The sequence below is a fragment of the Bradyrhizobium barranii subsp. barranii genome (genome assembly GCF_017565645.3).
Taxonomy (GTDB): Bacteria; Pseudomonadota; Alphaproteobacteria; order Rhizobiales; family Xanthobacteraceae; genus Bradyrhizobium; species Bradyrhizobium barranii.
The window spans coordinates 4,577,501-4,593,815 of sequence record NZ_CP086136.1; the positions used below are offsets into that span (position 1 = coordinate 4,577,501).

Here is a 16,315-nt window from a genome sequence, read left to right on the forward strand (position 1 = left end):
TTGAATGAAGGTTTTCCTGTCTGTCTTTCTCGCGATTATGGCTGCGCTTTTCGTGGCAAAACTCTTGGATGATCCACCCGACACACAAACGACAAACGGGCCGGCCCCTCGCTCAGTCAGACCGGCCCGTCACTTGGCCAGCCCGAACTTCAGGGTGCGTGTCCGCAAGTCCAACATGGGAGGCGCAAGCTTCCTGGTGAGGATCCTGGATGTCCAATCCGCCAACGACGATCCCGTGCTCGTGAAGACGGTTTCGATCAACGAAAACAAGGACTGCACCGAGAACCCGAACAAGACGCTGGCACTGGGAGAAACCATAACCCTCCTTGCCGAGTTCTGTGACCCGATTAAGGTCCGCATCGTCACCGATCGAGGTGAAGTGACCTACCACTTCGACTAGGAGAGAGCTTGGCAGAGATTGAGGTCTACACCGCCCGCTACGAGCGGGAGCAGCCAGATACGGTTGAGCAGCCTTTTGATAGCGATAATCTTCTTTGAAAAACTCTGCCAAGATGGTGCCCCCCCATGCTCAAAAGTCATACGTGATTGCCTCGATCATCGTCACGCGGTCTCGCAGCGGCCCCTCTGGCAACACGCCGTAGCGGCCGATCACGAGACGCTAGGGGCGGGACGCAGTCTCCCGAAAGCCCGTCCTGACCCAGCGGGCGATCCAGACGAGAATATAGACGAGCAGCCATGCCAACCCTAGGAGTGCGAAGGTTTCGAAGGAGGCGGCTACGAGAGTCTCCGTGTCATTGTAAAGTGGGGCCTTTGCCGAGGCTCGATCTAAGCACTTCGAGAAAGTTTCCACGCTCCGATTCGGGTCGTTGACATCGTATCCGGCGCTGCACATCTCCATCGCGAAGGCTATGGGTCGCATCGCAATTTCACGATTGGCACCTAGCCGCCACAATCCCCCTCCGATGATCCATGAGAGCTGGCCCCGCAAATTCGGACAGTAGCTTGAGTGGATTTTCTGCCTGACAGCGGCGAGGATTCTTGCTGCGAATCAGGAGCGAAGATGACGAAGAAGAGCCGCCGGACGCATTCTCCGGCATTCAAGGCGAAGGTTGCTTTGGCTGCGGTCAAAGGCGACAAGACACTGGCGGAGCTGGCGCAACTGTTTGATGTTCATCCGAACCAGATCACGATCTGGAAAAACCAGCTCCTGGAAGGCGCCGCCGGCGTGTTTGGGCATGACAAGACATCGGCCGAGACGCCGGTCGATTTGAAGGCGTTACATGCCAAGATCGGCGAGCTGGCGTTGGAAAACGATTTTTTGTCCGGCGCGCTCACCAAGGCGGGCCTGCTGAGCGCAAAGCGATGATCGACCGCGATCATGATCTTTCTATCGTGCGCCAGGCGAAGGTCCTGAAGCTGGCTCGCAGCACGGTCTACTATGAACCTCGGCCAGTTTCGGCCGAGGACCTTGCCTTGATGCGTCGGCTCGATGAGCTGCATCTCGATTATCCCTTCGCGGGAGCGCGTATGCTGCGATCGTTGCTGCGGCGGGAGGGCGTATACGCCGGTCGCCGCCACATCGCGACGCTGATGAAGCGCATGGGGATCGAGGCGGTCTATCGTCGCCCGAACACGAGCAAGCCGGCTCCGGGTCACAAGATCTACCCGTACCTGTTGCGCGGATTGAAGATCGAGCGGCCCGACCATGCGTGGGCAATGGACATCACCTACATTCCGATGCGGCGTGGCTTCGTCTATCTCGCGGCGGTCGTCGATGTGTTCAGCCGACGGGTCCTGGCCCATCGCGTCTCGATCACAATGGAGGCGGCCTTCTGCGTCGAAGCGGTCCAGGAGGCGTTGGCGAAGCACGGCAGGCCCGAGATTTTCAACACGGATCAGGGCAGCCAGTTCACCAGCCTCGAGTTCACCGATGTGCTGCTGGACGCGAAGATCGCCATCAGCATGGACGGCAAGGGCGCCTGGCGCGACAACGTGTTTGTCGAGCGGCTCTGGCGCACGGTCAAATACGAAGAAGTATATCTCCGCGCCTACGACAGCGTGTCCGAGGCGCGAGCGTCAATTGCCAAGTATCTGGCCTTCTACAATCAGGGACGCCCTCACTCGAGCCTTGACGGGCGCACGCCCGACGAGGCTTACTTCGGCACGCAAGCTATGGTGATGGCCGCATGACCGTCGCCGACGGTTTTGTCGTCGCTCTGGTCGGGCTACGCCCTCCCGACGCAACGACAAAACCGTAAAGCCCCGCGTTCAGCATAACCCGGCAGGAATCCACTTAAATCCAGCGGGGCGCTGTCCAAACAACCGGGGCCAGCTCTCATGCGATGCTCAGGATCACCCCAATGCGTTGCCATCCGTTCAATCGTTTCATCATTTTGCCCGACTCATTTACTCGCCCGATCAGAAGCCATACCTGATTGCCTCAATCATCGTCACGCGGTCTCGCAGCGGCCCCTCTGGTAACACCCCGTAGCGTCCAGTGGTGCTCGCCTTGGTGTGCCCCAGCAACACGCCATGCTGCTCATCGAGATAACCAGCGGCGCGGAACGCGTCCGTGACGTTGTGGCGTAAGCTATGGAAGTTGACTCGCTTGTCCACCTTCACGCCGACGGCCCTAAAATAGGCGTTGAAGAACTTTGAGGCGTCGCCGAAATAGCCGCGTTTGTCGCGCTCAGCCTCAGGGAACAGCCTCTGTTCGCCGCGCGCGACCATGCTGGAGTGGTATTCGAGCAAGCCAAGTTCGACAAGCCCGGAGTGCACTGGCACTACGCGCTTCGACCCTTCTGTCTTGGTCGACGTCGCTAATGTGGAAGATCCAGACGCCGTGCAGTTGCCGAACGTCGGCGACCAGCAACTGACACAGCTCACCCAGCCGGGCGCCGGAATAGATGGCGATCAAGGGGACCCAATAGCGCCAGTCTCTGATGGCAACATTGCCGGGTTCGCTCTCAACCCCATCACCAAGGCATGTCCGGAACAGGGGAGAGCCGAAGATCGTTTGAAGCTGTTGCTCGGAGAACGTCCGATCTTTGCGCCGCTTGTCGATCGACAGATACATTCCGCTCATGACGTCGTCGTCAAGAGCTATGGCTGATTTTGGGTGACGCGGCCTGATCAGGCGGCGTGGCTTTCAGTGTTCGGAATGACTTCGATTCCGTCGATGAACTTTACACCGGCGATGACTTTCGGCAACTGGTTCGTGCTCTTCAATCGCCGCCAGGTCTTCGATGCGGCGTCGATGAGCTTGAACACCATCAGCTTCGCAGTTTGTTGCGACAGCGATCCCTTGGTCCGCACCGTTCGGTGGCGCACCGTGGCGAAGACGCTCTCGATCGGGTTCGAGCTGCGTAGGTGGATCCAGTGCTCAGCAGGGAAGTCGAAGAAGGCGAGCAGCGCATGGCGATCCTTGATCAGGCACTCCACCGCACGTCCGTATTTGACGTGGTATTTCTCGACGAAGACGTCGATCGCGGTTTCAGCTTCGGCCCGGTGTGGGGCCAGATAGATGTTCCGCAGGTCGTTCTTCATGGGGCCCTGCACGGATTTGGCGACCTTGTCGAGTACGTTGCTCACTTTATGGCACCAGCATCGTTGGTGCCGCGTGCCGGGAAAGGCCTCGTCCAGTGCCTTCCAGAAGCCGAGGGCGCCGTCGCCGATGGCGAGTTGCGGGGCAATCCGTAACCCGCGTTGCCGCAGGTCGATCAGGAGTTCGCGCCAGCTCTGCGCGCTCTCGCGCACGCCGACCTGGAAGCCGATCAGCTCCTTCTTGCCTTCCGGCGTGGTGCCAATCAGCACCAGCATGCATTCGCTGTGATCTTCCATGCGGGCCTGCAGGTACACGCCATCGGCCCAGATGTAGACATAGCGACGCGCCGACAGATCGCGTCTCTGCCAGCGTTCGTACTCGACCTGCCAATCGGCCTTCAGGCCGGCGATCACCGAAGGCGACAGGTTCGGCGCATCCTTGCCGAGCAGCGCCGAGAGCGCCTCCTGGAAGTCGCCGGTCGAGATGCCGCGCAAATAGAGGACCGGGATCAAGGCATCCAGGCTCTTCGTCCGCCGCGCCCATAGCGGCAGGATTGCCGAACTGAAGCGGAGGCGGTCGCCTGGCCCGCTCGCTCCGCGGTCGCGGACCTTGGACGAGCGACCTCCACCGGACCGATGCCGGTCGCAATCTCGCGCACCGGACCGTGCCCATGTCGGACCAGGCGCGCTCGACCGTCGGGCAGCGTCAGATTGGCCGTGCTGGCCAGAAACGCGCCAACCTCGATCTCGATCGCCCTGGCAAGCAGGTCCCGCGCGCCGGCACGAACGATATCGGTCAGTGGATCATCAACCGCGGACGGCTGACGGAAAGCAAGAACATTGGTAGTCTCGGTCATGGCGTATCGCTCTCCTCGAGAGGTTCTGGCAGGCTCGTCACCCGCCTCGATACGCCGCCTTCCTCACACCGTCATCACCCAGATTCCGCCATAGCTCCGTCGTCAATATACTCGTTCTGGAGCAGCCAACGCGCGAAGCTACCCAACGCCGCGAGATACTTGTTGGTCGTCTTCTGGCTGATCGGGGGCTTTTTGATCGTCGCATTCGCCTCGATCACCTTGCGGAAGGACAGGCCCTCAAACGCCTTACTATCCGCCGCTTTCACGGGCCAGCTCGCCAGCGCTTGCTTCCAATTACGGACGGCCTTCCGGGTGAGGGCAGTGATGTGCGAGGACTCGCCGACGAACTCGGCGAACAGCTTCACGATCTTGCGATTCTGGTCCCAGGTATCGGGCCGCGCGTCTCCAACCCGCTCGGTTTTAAACTTGTCGTAAAGCTCCATGAGGGTTTCGCCCGGCGCGGCAATCCGTTTGCCCTGGGTAAGATCAGCCGGCGCCACGATTGCGTCAGTAGGAACGCCGGCCCAATTGCCGGCATCGCGTTCGGCGGCTCGATCCAAGACCTGGACCTGGGCGCGCTGCAATCGTTGGCATAGATCGCGGTAGGCAGACGAGCCCTTCGCGATCAACAGCCGCTCGCTCTGGATCACATCATCGGCTTTCCATTCGATGAGGGCCGTCTCGCCGGTCGCGAGGTGCTTCCTAAGCTGAGCAAGTTGAATGGTCCGGCGCTCGCGATCCATCGTCGCCGCGTTCTTCATGGCGATCAGCTCAATGGTCGCGTTCAACTGCACGATTGGATCCGCGGACCAGGGAACGCGCCCGGCCTCGACATCACGTGCAAGCTTGCTCTTTGCTTCCTGGATCTCCGTGTCAATCGGAAGCGCCAAGCGCGCCCGACCGTCCTGGGCGAGCTCGGTCTCATAGTGCGACCACACTGTGGCCTGGAGATCGGCGGGCGAGGGCTCTCGGCGCTGCTCCAGCTCGGCGAACTGCGCGCGGAAGGAAGCGATCACGGGCGCAGCTCTATCGCGTGCTTGGCGAGGATCGGTCGTCTTGAGGGACTGCCAGATCTCTTTGCGCTTAAGGACCGGCTGGAGCTTCAGGGGCACGCCGACGCGGACGTAGTAGGAGGTGCGGCCGGGTCGCTTTTGGATGTTTGTGGCGATCGACATTCGAGTCCTCGTAACCGTGACTCGTAACCACTACTCGTAACCGCTCAGCCAGAAAAGATGTTTATTTTCATGTGATTATTGAAATCATTGAATTTTTGCTGGGGGTCCTCAGGGTCCAGGTTCCCCAGCCAGTTCCGGGCGATTTACCCAGATCATAACCTGCTCTGAATCAGGCCCCCGGCGAGGAGCCTGACGTGCCGTCGGCAGTCCGCGCCTTTGGTCGGTCCGGCCTCGGCGCCTTGGCCCGACTCATGGCGCCCGCGATGCGCCGCGCGGCGATGCAAGGCGAAATGATTAGCGGCGCTTCTTCCGGCCCGTCTTGGCGGCACGCTTCTTCGGCGCCCGTCGCTGGCCGCGACCTGCATCTGCAGCGCCCCATGGAATTTTTGCGCTGACGCGCGTCTTGGCGCCGACGAGATTGGGCGTCTGGTTGTATTTGAGGCGACGGAGTTTGGCCGTGACGAGTTCGCTCAGCTCCTGGAACGACGGATTGGCGCCGCGGTCTCGTTGTTCGCGCAGCACCTTCGCCATGCAGAACGTGTAGGCGCCATACGACGTGACGCCGTCACGATATTCATAGGACAGCTCCTGCTCCTGGCAGGCCTCGAGGAGAATCGGCAGGTAAGGACCGTGATGCCCGAGCTCGGCTCGCGTCTTGTTGTATTCCTTGTCGGGCTGGGTGCGGAGCGCCATGCTGCGCCCGAGCCGTTGCGTGGCGCCGTTGTCGCCGAGATAGTCGGCGCCGTTTTTGCTCTTGCTCAGGCTCTCGTTGAGGGGAGGGAACTCGCGCGGCACCCACATGCCTTCGCTTGCCTCCCACCGCAGCGCCCGGTGGCGGATATCGTCGGGCGGCGTCAGGCCGCGGATACGCGGACCACCGTCACGTGTCATGCCGCCGGAATGGCAGCAGTCGAGCATGGCGACGAAATAGCAGTCGTACGGGAGCTGTGAGTAGAGCTGGCTGAACTGGCGGTCGAGAATGGCGTGCTCGGGCGTCCAGTCGAAATCATAGGGAACGAGGCACTCGTCGACGCTATCCGGTGCGCCGCGAGGGCTGTATCTGGGAATCTGGGCGCCATGGCCCGAGTAGAACAGCATGCGCTCGTCGCCGTCGCGCACGCCCTCGAGCAGCCAGTGAAGCCTTTCCATGATGCCCTGCGCCGTCGCCCGCTCATTGAGCACGACGCGTATTTCGTCCGGCTTGAAGCCGCTTTCCTGTAGCACCGAGCTCATGAGGAATACGTCGTTGACGCATCCTTCGAGCCTGTCCGCGGGTTTGGGATAGTCGTTGATGCCGATCAGCAGGGCGCGGCGGGTCGGCCGGGTGTCAATGCGGGCAATCCCCCGCGCGGCGCTGACGATGGAGCGGGACGTCGGCACCGGGACCACGTCGTGCCAGACGGTGGCGACGGTCTCGGGGCGCGACAGGTACCAGGTCGCGTTGTGATTCAGGAGATCGTTGGGGACATCGAACGGTGTCAGTACCTGCTGAAAATTGTCTGCGGCGATCTCGAGCGGATAGGTGAGAACGCGATCTTCCCGGTTGAACAGATGGTACCATTTCCGGCAGGGAAGGTCCTGAATGCGGCCTGCGAAGACGTCGCGCACGGCGGGATTGCCGATCTGCGAGCCGAACGTGACGAAGACTTTGTCCCTGATCGCAGCGGGGTTGCGCACGAACGTGTCGTAGCAGATCAGCGAGCCGAGGCTGTGAGCCAGGACAACGTCGTAGTTGCCGCTCTTCAGCTTGTCGAGGACCGCGCCGCGCAGCGCGGCCTGCAACTGCTCATCCACCGACCACTGGGCGACCATGCCCGCGGTCCATCTGATCAGGGTTGGTACATCATCGAGGCCGCGTGTGCCCGCGAGCAGATCACCGATCCCATGGACGGTCGCGCTCGCCAGCAGTTTCGCCAGCGCGATGCCGTAGGTGACGAGGTTGGGCGGGCTCTTGTCGAACAGGTCGTCATACGAGAGGAAGTCGATGGCCGGGTTGAGGCTCTGATCGACGGACTGGACGGCGCGTATGATCGCCTCGGACCATGACTTTCGAAACTCGGCGTCGATCTCCGCGTGACCGACGCCGTGGACACAAAGCAATGACAGGCGGGTGCTCATGAAAGCTGCCTTCTCAACTGCAATCTGAAGTAGCCGATGTGCGAGCGCAAACGTCCGGGATGATGTCACGGCGCGGCGAGCTTCAAATGTGAAGTAGCGCACGAAATCCTCGCGACAGTTTGCCTCACCTTGTGGGTGCGATGACGTGTCGGATCGTTGTGCGCCGCTACGTCCTTGGGGCAGGCAACCCAAAGGAGATCCCGTGATGCCCTATGTCGATGGTTTCGTGCTGGCCGTGCCGAAGGACAAGATCGAGGCCTACAAGGCGCTGGCGCGAAAGGCCTGCGCGGTGTGGATGGAACACGGCGCGCTCGATTACGTCGAGTGCATCGGCGACGACGTGCCCTATGGCGAGTTGACCTCGTTTCCGCGCGCGGTGATCGCGAAGGAGGACGAGGTCGTGGTGTTCTCCTGGATCGTCTACCGTGACCGGGAGACCCGCGATGCCGTCAACAAGAAGGTGATGGCCGATGAGCGGCTCAAGGGCGCCGACATGCCCTTCGACGGCAAGCGCATGATCTATGGCGGCTTCACGACGCTGCTGCGGGCGAGCGACGTCGTCGGCTGACGGCGTTTCGCAGGGTGGGTTGACGACAGCCTCACCCACCGCCTCTGCGTTCGCAGAAACACACGGGGGCCGGGTTACGCCAGCGGACCGCGCTTGGCGCAGTCGCAGTGTTAACCCACCCCTGCAGATGGCAATGACGTCCGCCGTTCGGGTTACCGCGTTCGCGCCGGACGACGCCGGATTTGAACGCCGCCCGCGCCGGCGCGTTCGCTGCCTCCTATGCAGCAATGCGCAAGTCCGTTTCACCTTGCCGGTGTCCGGCTGGCATGCCATCCTAGATCCACCAGGCATAAACAAACGGAAGCGGGCGCTTAGCCTGCAGCTTCCAAAATAGCTTGGTCGGGGAAACCCTTTGGGAGGTCTGATTTGATGAATTTCAAGCACGTCACCGGGCTGTTTTGCGCAGCCGCGATCTTCCTTGCGCTGGGCTCCGGCACGCAGGCCCAGGACAAGGTCATCAAGATCGGCGTCATCATGCCGATGTCCGGCGGCACCGCCTCGATCGGTGCGCACGCCAAGGCGGCGCTCGAAGTCGCCATGGACATCATCAACAACGCCCATCCTGAGCTTGGCAATCTGCCGCTGGCGAAGAACGCCGGCCTTGCCGGCCTCGGCGGCGCCAAGATCGAGGCTGTGTTCGCCGACAACCAGGGCAACCCGGCGACGGGCCAGAATCAGGCGCTACGCCTGATCACGGAGGAGAAGGTGGCGGCCGTGTTCGGCTCCTACCAGTCCGGCGTCACGCTGACTTCGAGCGCGATCGCCGAGAAATACGGCGTTCCTTTCCTGAACTCGGAATCGGTCGCCGCCAATCTCACCGAGCGCGGCTTCAAATGGTTCTTCCGCACCACGCCGATTGCGACCGATTTCGCCAAGATCTATGTCGACTTCCTCGCCGACATCAAGGCGCAGGGTGCCAAGACCGACAGCGTCGCGGTGGTCCATGACAACACCGAATACGGCACCTCGGTCGCCAACACGATCGCCGGCGCCTTCAAGGAAAAGGGCCAGCCGATCGCGCTCGACATCGCCTATCCCGTCAATGCGACCGACTTGCAGGGCCAGGTGCTCCAGCTCAAGGACAAGAAGCCCGACGTCGTCATCATGATCAGCTACACGTCGGATGCGATCCTGTTCGCCAAGACCATGCAGTCGCTCGACTACAAGCCGGCCGTGCTGCTGGCCGACGATGCCGGCTACTCCGATCCGTCCTTCACCAAGGCGGTCGGCAAGATCTCGCAAGGCGTCTTCAACCGCTCGTCCTGGGTCGTGGGACCGCCGGGCTCGGCGTCCGCCATCATCGCCGAGATGTACAAGAAGAAGAGCGGCGAGGAGATGGACGACACGGTCGCCCGGCAGATGCAGGGCTTCTTCGTGCTGGCCGATGCCATCGACCGCGCCGGCTCGACCGAGCCTGCAAAGATCCAGGCCGCGCTGAGGGCGACGGACCTGAAGCCCGAGCAGCTCATGATCGGCTACAAGGGCGTGAAGTTCGACGACAAGGGCCAGAACATCCTGGCTTCCGGCGCCATCATCCAGCTCCAGGATGGCGAGAACTACGTCGCGGTATGGCCGAAGACCAATGCCGAGAAGGCACCGGTACTGCCCTACAAGGGCTGGTAAGATTGCCTGAAGGCGGGACCGCGCGTCCCGCCTTTCCCAGAATGTTTTGATCAGAGCAACGCAGCTCATGTCCTTCGTACTCGTGCAGGTGATTGTCGGCGGGCTTCTGCTTGGCGCCGTCTACGCCCTATTTTCCTCGGGCCTCACGCTGGTGTGGGGCATGATGAACATCGTCAATTTCGCGCATGGCGACTTCGTCATGCTTGGCATGTACGTCGCCTATGTCGTCTATACGCTGATGGGGGGAGGGCCCATCCTCGGCGCCCCACTGGCGACACTGGTGCTCGCGACCGTCGGGGTCGTCGTCTATTTCGCCCTGATCCGCGACATCATGAAGGGGCCGATGCTGGCGCAGATCCTCGGCACGTTCGGGCTCGCGCTGCTGCTGCGCTATTCCGTGTTCTGGTGGTTCGGCGCCAACTTCCTGTCGATGCCGTCGAATATCGTCGGCGGCACTTATGCGTTTGCGGGCCTGCGGATCGAAGCCTCGCGGCTGCTTGCCGGTGTCGTCGCGCTGCTGGTGACATTCGGCCTCCACCTGCTTCTGACGCGCACATCGCTTGGTTCAAAAATGCTGGCGGTGGCGGAGGATCAGACCGCGGCTCAGCTTATGGGCATCAGGCCCGATACCATGCAGGCGATTGCCTGGGCCATCGCGGCCGGCGCCACCGGCCTTGCCGGCGCGCTGATCGCGAACTTCTTCTACATCGTGCCGACGGTCGGCGAGACGCTCGGCATCGTCGCCTTCGTCACGGTATCCCTTGGCGGCTTCGGCAGCGTGCCCGGCGCGCTCGTCGCGGGCCTGTTGATCGGCGTGATCGAGTCGCTCTCCGGCTATCTGATCGGTGCGGTCTACAAGGACATCGTCGTCTATGTCCTGTTCCTGTTCTTCCTCTGGTTCCGGCCGCAAGGCCTGATGGGCAAGCTCTGATGAGAAAGCTGCAATGCGGCGCTTGATCTGGCTCTCAATCGTCGCAGCACTGGCGATTGCCTATCCGTTGCTGCTGTCCTCGCCGTTCCAGCAGCGCCTGGGCGCACTGGTGCTGCTCTATGCCATCGCCGCGTCGGCCTGGAACATCGTCGGCGGCTATGCCGGCCAGGTCTCGGTCGGCCACGTCGTGTTCTTCGGCTGCGGCGCTTATGCCGCGATGGGGAGCTACGCCAAGTTCGGGCTGTCGCCGCTGTTCGGCATCCCCGGCGGGATCGTGCTGGCGGTGGGGCTCGCTGCGATCATCGGCGTGCCGACGCTACGGCTGTCGGGTCACTATTTCAGCATGGCGACGATCGCGGTCGCCGAGACCGTGCGGCTGATCGTCACCAACACCGACTGGCTCGGCGCGGCCGTGGGTCTTTCCGGTCCAACGGTCCCCCGCAACATCTTCGATCTCTCGTTCCTGTCGTCGCTGCCGTACTACTACCTCTTCCTGGTCGTCCTCGTGATCACGCTGTTCATCACCTGGTGGATGACCAACAGCCGCATGGGATTCTATCTGCGCGCGATCAAGGATTCCGAGAGGGCCGCACGTTCCCTAGGCGCACCCGCGAGCCGGACCAAGCTCTACGCCTACATGCTGAGCGCGGCGCTGACGAGCGTTGCCGGCGCGCTCTATGCGATGATGTTCGGCTTCGTCGATCCCGAGTCCGGGCTCGGCATCCTGATCTCGGTCAAAATCCTGATCATGGCGGCGCTGGGCGGGGCGGGGTTGCTGTTCGGTCCGCTGGTGGGAGCCGCGATCCTCGTGCCGCTGGAGGAGATCTCCAACAGCTGGCTTGGCGGCAAGGGGGCCGGCCTCACCTTCGTCCTGTATGGCGCGATCATCGTGCTGATCGCGCGCTTCCAGCCCGGCGGCCTGCTCAGCCTGTTCATGGGACGACGCAAGCCCGGCGCAGATAAGGGAGCCGGCCATGCTCCTTGAGGCGCGCGGGATCACAAAGGCGTTCGGCAGCTTCAAGGCGGTGGACGATGCGTCCGTCACGCTGGAGCAGGGCGATATTCTCGGCCTGATCGGCCCGAACGGCGCCGGCAAATCCACCTTCTTCAATTGCCTCACCGGCGACCTCAAGACCACCTCGGGCCGCGTGCTGTTCGAGGGGGCCGACATCACCGACTTCGCGCCGGAGCAGCGCGCCGGGCTCGGGCTTGCGCGCACCTTCCAGGTGCCGCAGACCTTTGAAGGCATGACGGTGCTCGAGAACGTCATGATCGGCGCCTTCCTGCGCACCTCGCATCGCCATGAGGTCGAGACCAGGGCGCGCGCGGTGCTGGAGCGCGTCGGCATGAGCAGGCTTGCGGATGCGCCGGCGCGCTCGCTGGGCACGCCCGGCCGCAAGCGGCTGGAGATCGCCCGCGCACTGGCGACCGAGCCAAAGGTGCTGCTGCTCGACGAGGCCATGGCCGGGCTCAACGCCCACGAGGTGAGGCTCGCCATCGATCTCGTCCGCGACATCCACCGCTCCGGCATCACGCTCGTCATCGTCGAGCACATCATGGAAGTGATCATGTCGCTCGCGAGCCGCGTGATGGTGTTTCACCAGGGCAAGGAGATCGCCCGCGGCTCGCCGCGCGAGGTCACCTCGAACCCGGCGGTGATCGAAGCCTATCTCGGCAAACGCGCGGCGAAGGCCGCGGCCGGCCATACGCCGGTCGAGCTGATGGGCGGGCGGGACCTATGAGCGGCGCGCTTCTTCGGATCGAGCACCTCGAGGTGCGCTATGGCGACCTCATCGGTGTCTCCGACGTCTCGCTGGAGGTGCCGGAGGGCAGCGTCGTCGCGCTGCTCGGCTCCAATGGCGGCGGCAAGACCACGACGCTGAACGCAATCGCGGGTCTCATTCCCGTGCATTCCGGATCGATCAGCTTTCGCGGCGAGGACATCGCCGGCCAGAAGGCCTTTGCGATCGTGCGCAAGGGGCTGGCGCTCTCGCCGGAGGGCTGGCGGCTGTTCGTGCAGCAGAGCGTCGAGAACAACCTCCTGCTCGGCGCGACGCCGCTGCACGACAAGTCGCGCCAGGCCAATTTGCTCGAACGCGTCTACGAAATCTTCCCGCGCCTGAAGGAGCGCCGCAACCAGCGCGCCGGCACGATGTCCGGCGGCGAGCGGCAGATGCTCGCGGTCGGCCGCGCGCTGATGAGCGATCCGAAGCTATTGATGCTGGACGAACCGTCGCTCGGCCTCGCGCCGGCGGTCGTCGAATCCATGTACGAGACCTTCGGCCGCCTGCATCGCGAGGGCCTGACCATCCTGCTCGCCGAGCAGTCGATCGAGCTCGCGCTGGAAGTCTCGGACTTCGCGACCGTGCTCCAGGTCGGCAAGAGCGTGCTGTCCGGCACGGCCGCGGCGCTCGCACAGGATCCGCAGGTGCAGAAGGCCTATCTCGGCGTCGACTGATTGATCTCCGCCTGGAGCAACAGCAACAGGCAACCGGCCAGCCGCGTCTCCATCTCTTTTGATCCAAGCGACAGCGGCCCGGGATCGTTGAGGATCGCGTTCACCAGCGTGCCCAGCACGACCTGGAAGCCGAAGGCGATCGTGCGGGTCTTGGCGGCCTTGCGTCCCTTGTCCATGGCCGGGAGCAGCAGAGGGGTCGCGCGTTCCGTCGTTGCCTTCGCGAGGGCCTTGAACGGCGTCCATTTGTCCGGACGGGTGTCATCGTGCTGAAGCGCGGCGCGCAGCACGCCCTCGTGGTCACGCATCCAGGCGATGATCCCGCTGACGATGATGTGGCAGAGCTTGTCGAGGTCCGTATCCGGTGACGGTCGCCTCATGTCGCCGAGCCGTTGCTCGCCGTCGCGCGCGGCCAGCGCCATTAGTGCGTTGAAATAGGCCTCCTTGCTCTCGAAGCGGCTGTAGAAGGCGCCGACGGTGGCGCCGACCTCGGTGCAGAGCGCCTCGATCGACAGCTCGGCCAGGCTGCGCGTGCGCAGCATGTCGGCGCCGGCGCGCAGCAGCGCCAGTGTCGTCTCGCGGCTGCGCTTCTGCCGCGACGGGGCAACGCCGGGCAGGTCGAAATCGGGTTCGTCCGAGCTTGGCCGCATCCGCGCTTGCATCCGGCAAAAATCATAATCATAATTCTGATTATAATTTAGACGTGGCCGAGCCGCGGGTCAACCGCAGCCGCCGGGCAACCAGCAGGGAGAAGCAGATGAGCGCAAACAGCGGCACGCCGTTCCGCGGCACCGTCGGCAAGACGGTCGCGGAGTCGAAACCCTGGTGGCCGGAGGCGCCAAGGCCGCCCGACGGTGCGCCGAACATCCTGGTCGTGCTGTTCGACGACGTCGGCTTCTCCGATTTCGGCTGCTATGGCTCGGCAATCAAGACGCCGACCATCGACCGGCTCGCCGCGGAGGGGCTGCGCTACTCCGGATTCCACACCACGGCAATGTGCTCGACGACGCGCGCCGCGCTGCTGACAGGACGCAATCATCACTCGGTCGGCGTCGGCTGCCTTGCCAATTTCGATTCCGGCTATCCCGGGTACCGCGGTAAGATCGCGCGCGAGGCGGGGACGCTGGCCGAGATGCTGCGCCACCATGGCTATCGCAACTACATGGTCGGCAAATGGCACGTCACGCCGCTGACCGAAAGCGGAGCCACCGGCCCGTTCGACGGCTGGCCGCTCGGCCGCGGCTTCGACCGCTTCTACGGCTTCCTCGATGCCGAGACCGACCAGTACGCGCCGGAGCTCGTCTCCGACAACACGCATATCGATCCACCGGGCACGTATGCGGACGGCTATCATCTGACCGAGGACCTGATCGACCAGTCGATCCGCTTCATCGGCGACCATGTCGCCGACCGTCCTGACGTTCCCTGGCTCACCTGGGTCGCACTTGGCGCCTGCCACGCGCCGCATCAGGCGCCGGCCGATATCATTGGGAGTTACGACGCCGAATTCGCGCACGGCTGGGACGTCGAGCGCGAACGGCGTCTGGCGCGCCAGAAGGCGATGGGGCTGGTGCCTGAGGGAACGCGGATGCCGGCGCGCAACGATAGCGTGAAGGCCTGGGAGGAGCATTCGGCCGACGAGCGCCGCGTCTTCACCCGCCTGCAGGCGGCCTTCGCCGGCATGCTCGATCATTCCGATCGGCATCTTGGACGGCTTGTCTCGTTCCTGGAAACGGCCGGCATTCGCGACAACACCGTGATCATCGTGATGTCCGACAACGGCGCGAGCCAGGAGGGCGGGCCGCTCGGCTTCGTCAACGCGATGGGGCCGTTCAACTTCAAGCCGGAGCCGATCGCCGAGAAGCTCAGCCGTATCGACGACATCGGCGGGTCCGACACCCACAGCAATTTCCCGCATGGCTGGGCGATGGCGTCGAACACGCCGCTGCGGCGCTACAAGCAGAACACCCATGGCGGCGGCATCCGCGATCCCTTCGTCATCAACTGGCCGAAGAAGATCGCAGGCAAAGGCGAGCTGCGGCACCAGTTCGTCCACGCCTGCGACCTCACGCCGACGCTACTGGAGCTGATCGGCGTCGAGTCGCCCAGCACGATCGCGGGCTGCCCGCAGATGCCGCTGGAAGGCGAGAGCTTTGCGCGCTCGATCATGGATGCGTCCGTGTCCTCAAAAAGCTCGCCGCAATATTTCGAGATGTTCGGCCATCGCGGCCTCTGGCAGGGCGGCTGGAAGGCGGTCGCCTTCCATCCCTCGGGCACGCCGTTCGAGAACGACAAATGGGAGCTGTTTCATCTCGACAAGGATTTCTCCGAGACCGACGATCTCGCCGCAAAGGAGCCGGAGCGTCTGGCCGCAATGATCGCGACCTGGTGGGCGGAGGCCGAGAGGCACAAGGTGCTGCCGCTCGACGACCGCTTCGGTCCGCGCTTCGCGGAGAACGCCGCACGCTTCCACGGTGCGCGCCACCATTTCGTCTTCCACGCCGGCATGGGCCACGTGCCGACCGACGTCGCGCCTGATGTGCGCAGCCGCAGCTACACGATCGAGGCGCATGTCGAGATCGACGGGCAGGGCGCCGATGGCGTGCTGATCTCGCATGGCGACGCGACGTCGGGCTACAGCCTCTACGTCAGGGACGGCCATCTCGTGCACGACCTCAACATCGGCGGCAGCCACCAGGTCGTGCGGTCGGACCGCAAGGTGTCGTCAGGCGCGCGGCGGCTCGGCGTGCATGTCGAGCGGCTCGTGCGCAAGGAGCCGCCGGCGAAAGGCTCGCGCACCGGCGTCACCGAATACACGCTGCTGATCGACGGCGAGCCGGCGGGGTCGCTCCAGACCCAGCTCGGCTTCCACACGCTGATCTCGTGGTCCGGCCTCGACATCGGCCGTGACCGCGGCAGCCCCGTGTCGCATTACGAGGCGCCGTTCGAGTTCGAGGGGCGGCTGCTGCGCGTCACCGTCACCATGCACGACGACCAGAAGCTCGACGGCGATGCCGTCGGCAACGCGCAGATGGCGCGGCAGTAGGGGCGGGAGGTTGGGCGGCGAGAACCGGTGTCATGCCC

General features: G+C 63.5%; 14 protein-coding genes and 2 pseudogenes. 10 read left to right on the top strand and 6 right to left on the bottom strand.

Translation table 11 applies throughout. The features are described from left to right. Nucleotides 1-4 precede the first annotated feature (4 nt). Nucleotides 5-400 (top strand): hypothetical protein, encoded by a 396-nt coding sequence (locus J4G43_RS21625; protein WP_208086231.1) that lies wholly within the window; start codon nt 5-7, stop codon nt 398-400. A 621-nt stretch (nt 401-1,021) separates the two neighbouring features. After that, nucleotides 1,022-2,151, top strand: a protein-coding gene (locus J4G43_RS21630) for an IS3-like element ISRj2 family transposase (RefSeq protein ID WP_129557670.1) whose coding sequence is annotated in 2 segments (ribosomal slippage) — nt 1,022-1,274 and nt 1,274-2,151 — 1,131 coding nt in all. Because the reading frame shifts where the segments join, the coding sequence is not laid out codon by codon here. A gap of 228 nt (nt 2,152-2,379) precedes the next feature. Here J4G43_RS21630 and J4G43_RS21635 read toward each other — a convergent pair. Continuing rightward, entirely contained in the window at nt 2,380-2,712 is a 333-nt protein-coding gene (locus J4G43_RS21635) for a site-specific integrase (RefSeq protein ID WP_249814806.1), read from the bottom strand. Nucleotides 2,713-2,767: 55 nt separating this feature from the next. On the opposite strand from J4G43_RS21635, the gene J4G43_RS21640 reads away from it, so the two are divergent. Beyond that, nucleotides 2,768-3,073: a hypothetical protein gene (locus J4G43_RS21640; protein WP_208086233.1), complete on the top strand. Its 306-nt coding sequence runs from the start codon at nt 2,768-2,770 to the stop codon at nt 3,071-3,073. A gap of 20 nt (nt 3,074-3,093) precedes the next feature. On the opposite strand, the pseudogene J4G43_RS21645 reads toward J4G43_RS21640, so the two are convergent. From J4G43_RS21645 to J4G43_RS21655, 4 genes and pseudogenes are all read right to left on the bottom strand, one after another. Then, nucleotides 3,094-4,361, bottom strand: a pseudogene (locus tag J4G43_RS21645) (IS256 family transposase). A gap of 74 nt (nt 4,362-4,435) precedes the next feature. Continuing rightward, complete coding sequence (locus J4G43_RS21650) at nt 4,436-5,251, bottom strand: site-specific integrase (RefSeq protein ID WP_208086234.1); 816 nt, start codon at nt 5,249-5,251, stop codon at nt 4,436-4,438. A gap of 147 nt (nt 5,252-5,398) precedes the next feature. Then, a pseudogene (locus tag J4G43_RS56025) lies at nt 5,399-5,536 on the bottom strand (DUF6538 domain-containing protein); the annotation flags it as partial. Nucleotides 5,537-5,830: 294 nt separating this feature from the next. After that, nucleotides 5,831-7,654, bottom strand: coding sequence for a caspase family protein (locus tag J4G43_RS21655; RefSeq protein WP_208086235.1), 1,824 nt, complete (start codon nt 7,652-7,654; stop codon nt 5,831-5,833). 205 nt (nt 7,655-7,859) lie between these two features. Here J4G43_RS21655 and J4G43_RS21660 point away from each other — a divergent pair, with 205 nt between their 5' ends. From J4G43_RS21660 to J4G43_RS21685, 6 genes are all read left to right on the top strand, one after another. Then, a complete protein-coding gene (locus J4G43_RS21660) occupies nt 7,860-8,222 on the top strand; it encodes a DUF1428 domain-containing protein (RefSeq protein ID WP_208086236.1) in 363 nt (120 codons plus the stop codon). 369 nt (nt 8,223-8,591) lie between these two features. Beyond that, the gene (locus tag J4G43_RS21665) at nt 8,592-9,845 is read left to right on the top strand and encodes an ABC transporter substrate-binding protein (RefSeq protein WP_208086237.1); all 1,254 of its coding nucleotides are present in this window, start codon (nt 8,592-8,594) and stop codon (nt 9,843-9,845) included. Between the two features lie 67 nt (nt 9,846-9,912). Continuing rightward, nucleotides 9,913-10,776 carry a branched-chain amino acid ABC transporter permease gene (locus J4G43_RS21670; RefSeq protein ID WP_071914968.1) on the top strand — a complete coding sequence of 288 codons (864 nt, stop codon included), beginning with the start codon at nt 9,913-9,915 and terminating at the stop codon, nt 10,774-10,776. A 13-nt stretch (nt 10,777-10,789) separates the two neighbouring features. Further along, nucleotides 10,790-11,761: a branched-chain amino acid ABC transporter permease gene (locus tag J4G43_RS21675; RefSeq protein ID WP_063983868.1), complete on the top strand. Its 972-nt coding sequence runs from the start codon at nt 10,790-10,792 to the stop codon at nt 11,759-11,761. Further along, the gene (locus J4G43_RS21680) at nt 11,751-12,518 is read left to right on the top strand and encodes an ABC transporter ATP-binding protein (RefSeq protein ID WP_208086238.1); all 768 of its coding nucleotides are present in this window, start codon (nt 11,751-11,753) and stop codon (nt 12,516-12,518) included. The genes J4G43_RS21675 and J4G43_RS21680 overlap by 11 nt, the downstream gene beginning before the upstream one ends. Beyond that, a complete protein-coding gene (locus tag J4G43_RS21685) occupies nt 12,515-13,234 on the top strand; it encodes an ABC transporter ATP-binding protein (RefSeq protein ID WP_166352472.1) in 720 nt (239 codons plus the stop codon). Before J4G43_RS21680 ends, J4G43_RS21685 begins: the two co-directional genes overlap by 4 nt. On the opposite strand, the gene J4G43_RS21690 is transcribed toward J4G43_RS21685, so the two are convergent. Beyond that, entirely contained in the window at nt 13,216-13,881 is a 666-nt protein-coding gene (locus tag J4G43_RS21690) for a TetR/AcrR family transcriptional regulator (RefSeq protein ID WP_208086239.1), read from the bottom strand. The two genes, J4G43_RS21685 and J4G43_RS21690, sit on opposite strands and share 19 nt — an antisense overlap. Before the next feature lie 107 nt (nt 13,882-13,988). On the opposite strand from J4G43_RS21690, the gene J4G43_RS21695 reads away from it, so the two are divergent. Further along, nucleotides 13,989-16,277, top strand: a complete 2,289-nt coding sequence (locus J4G43_RS21695) for an arylsulfatase (RefSeq protein ID WP_208086240.1) — start codon at nt 13,989-13,991, stop codon at nt 16,275-16,277. Nucleotides 16,278-16,315 lie beyond the last annotated feature (38 nt).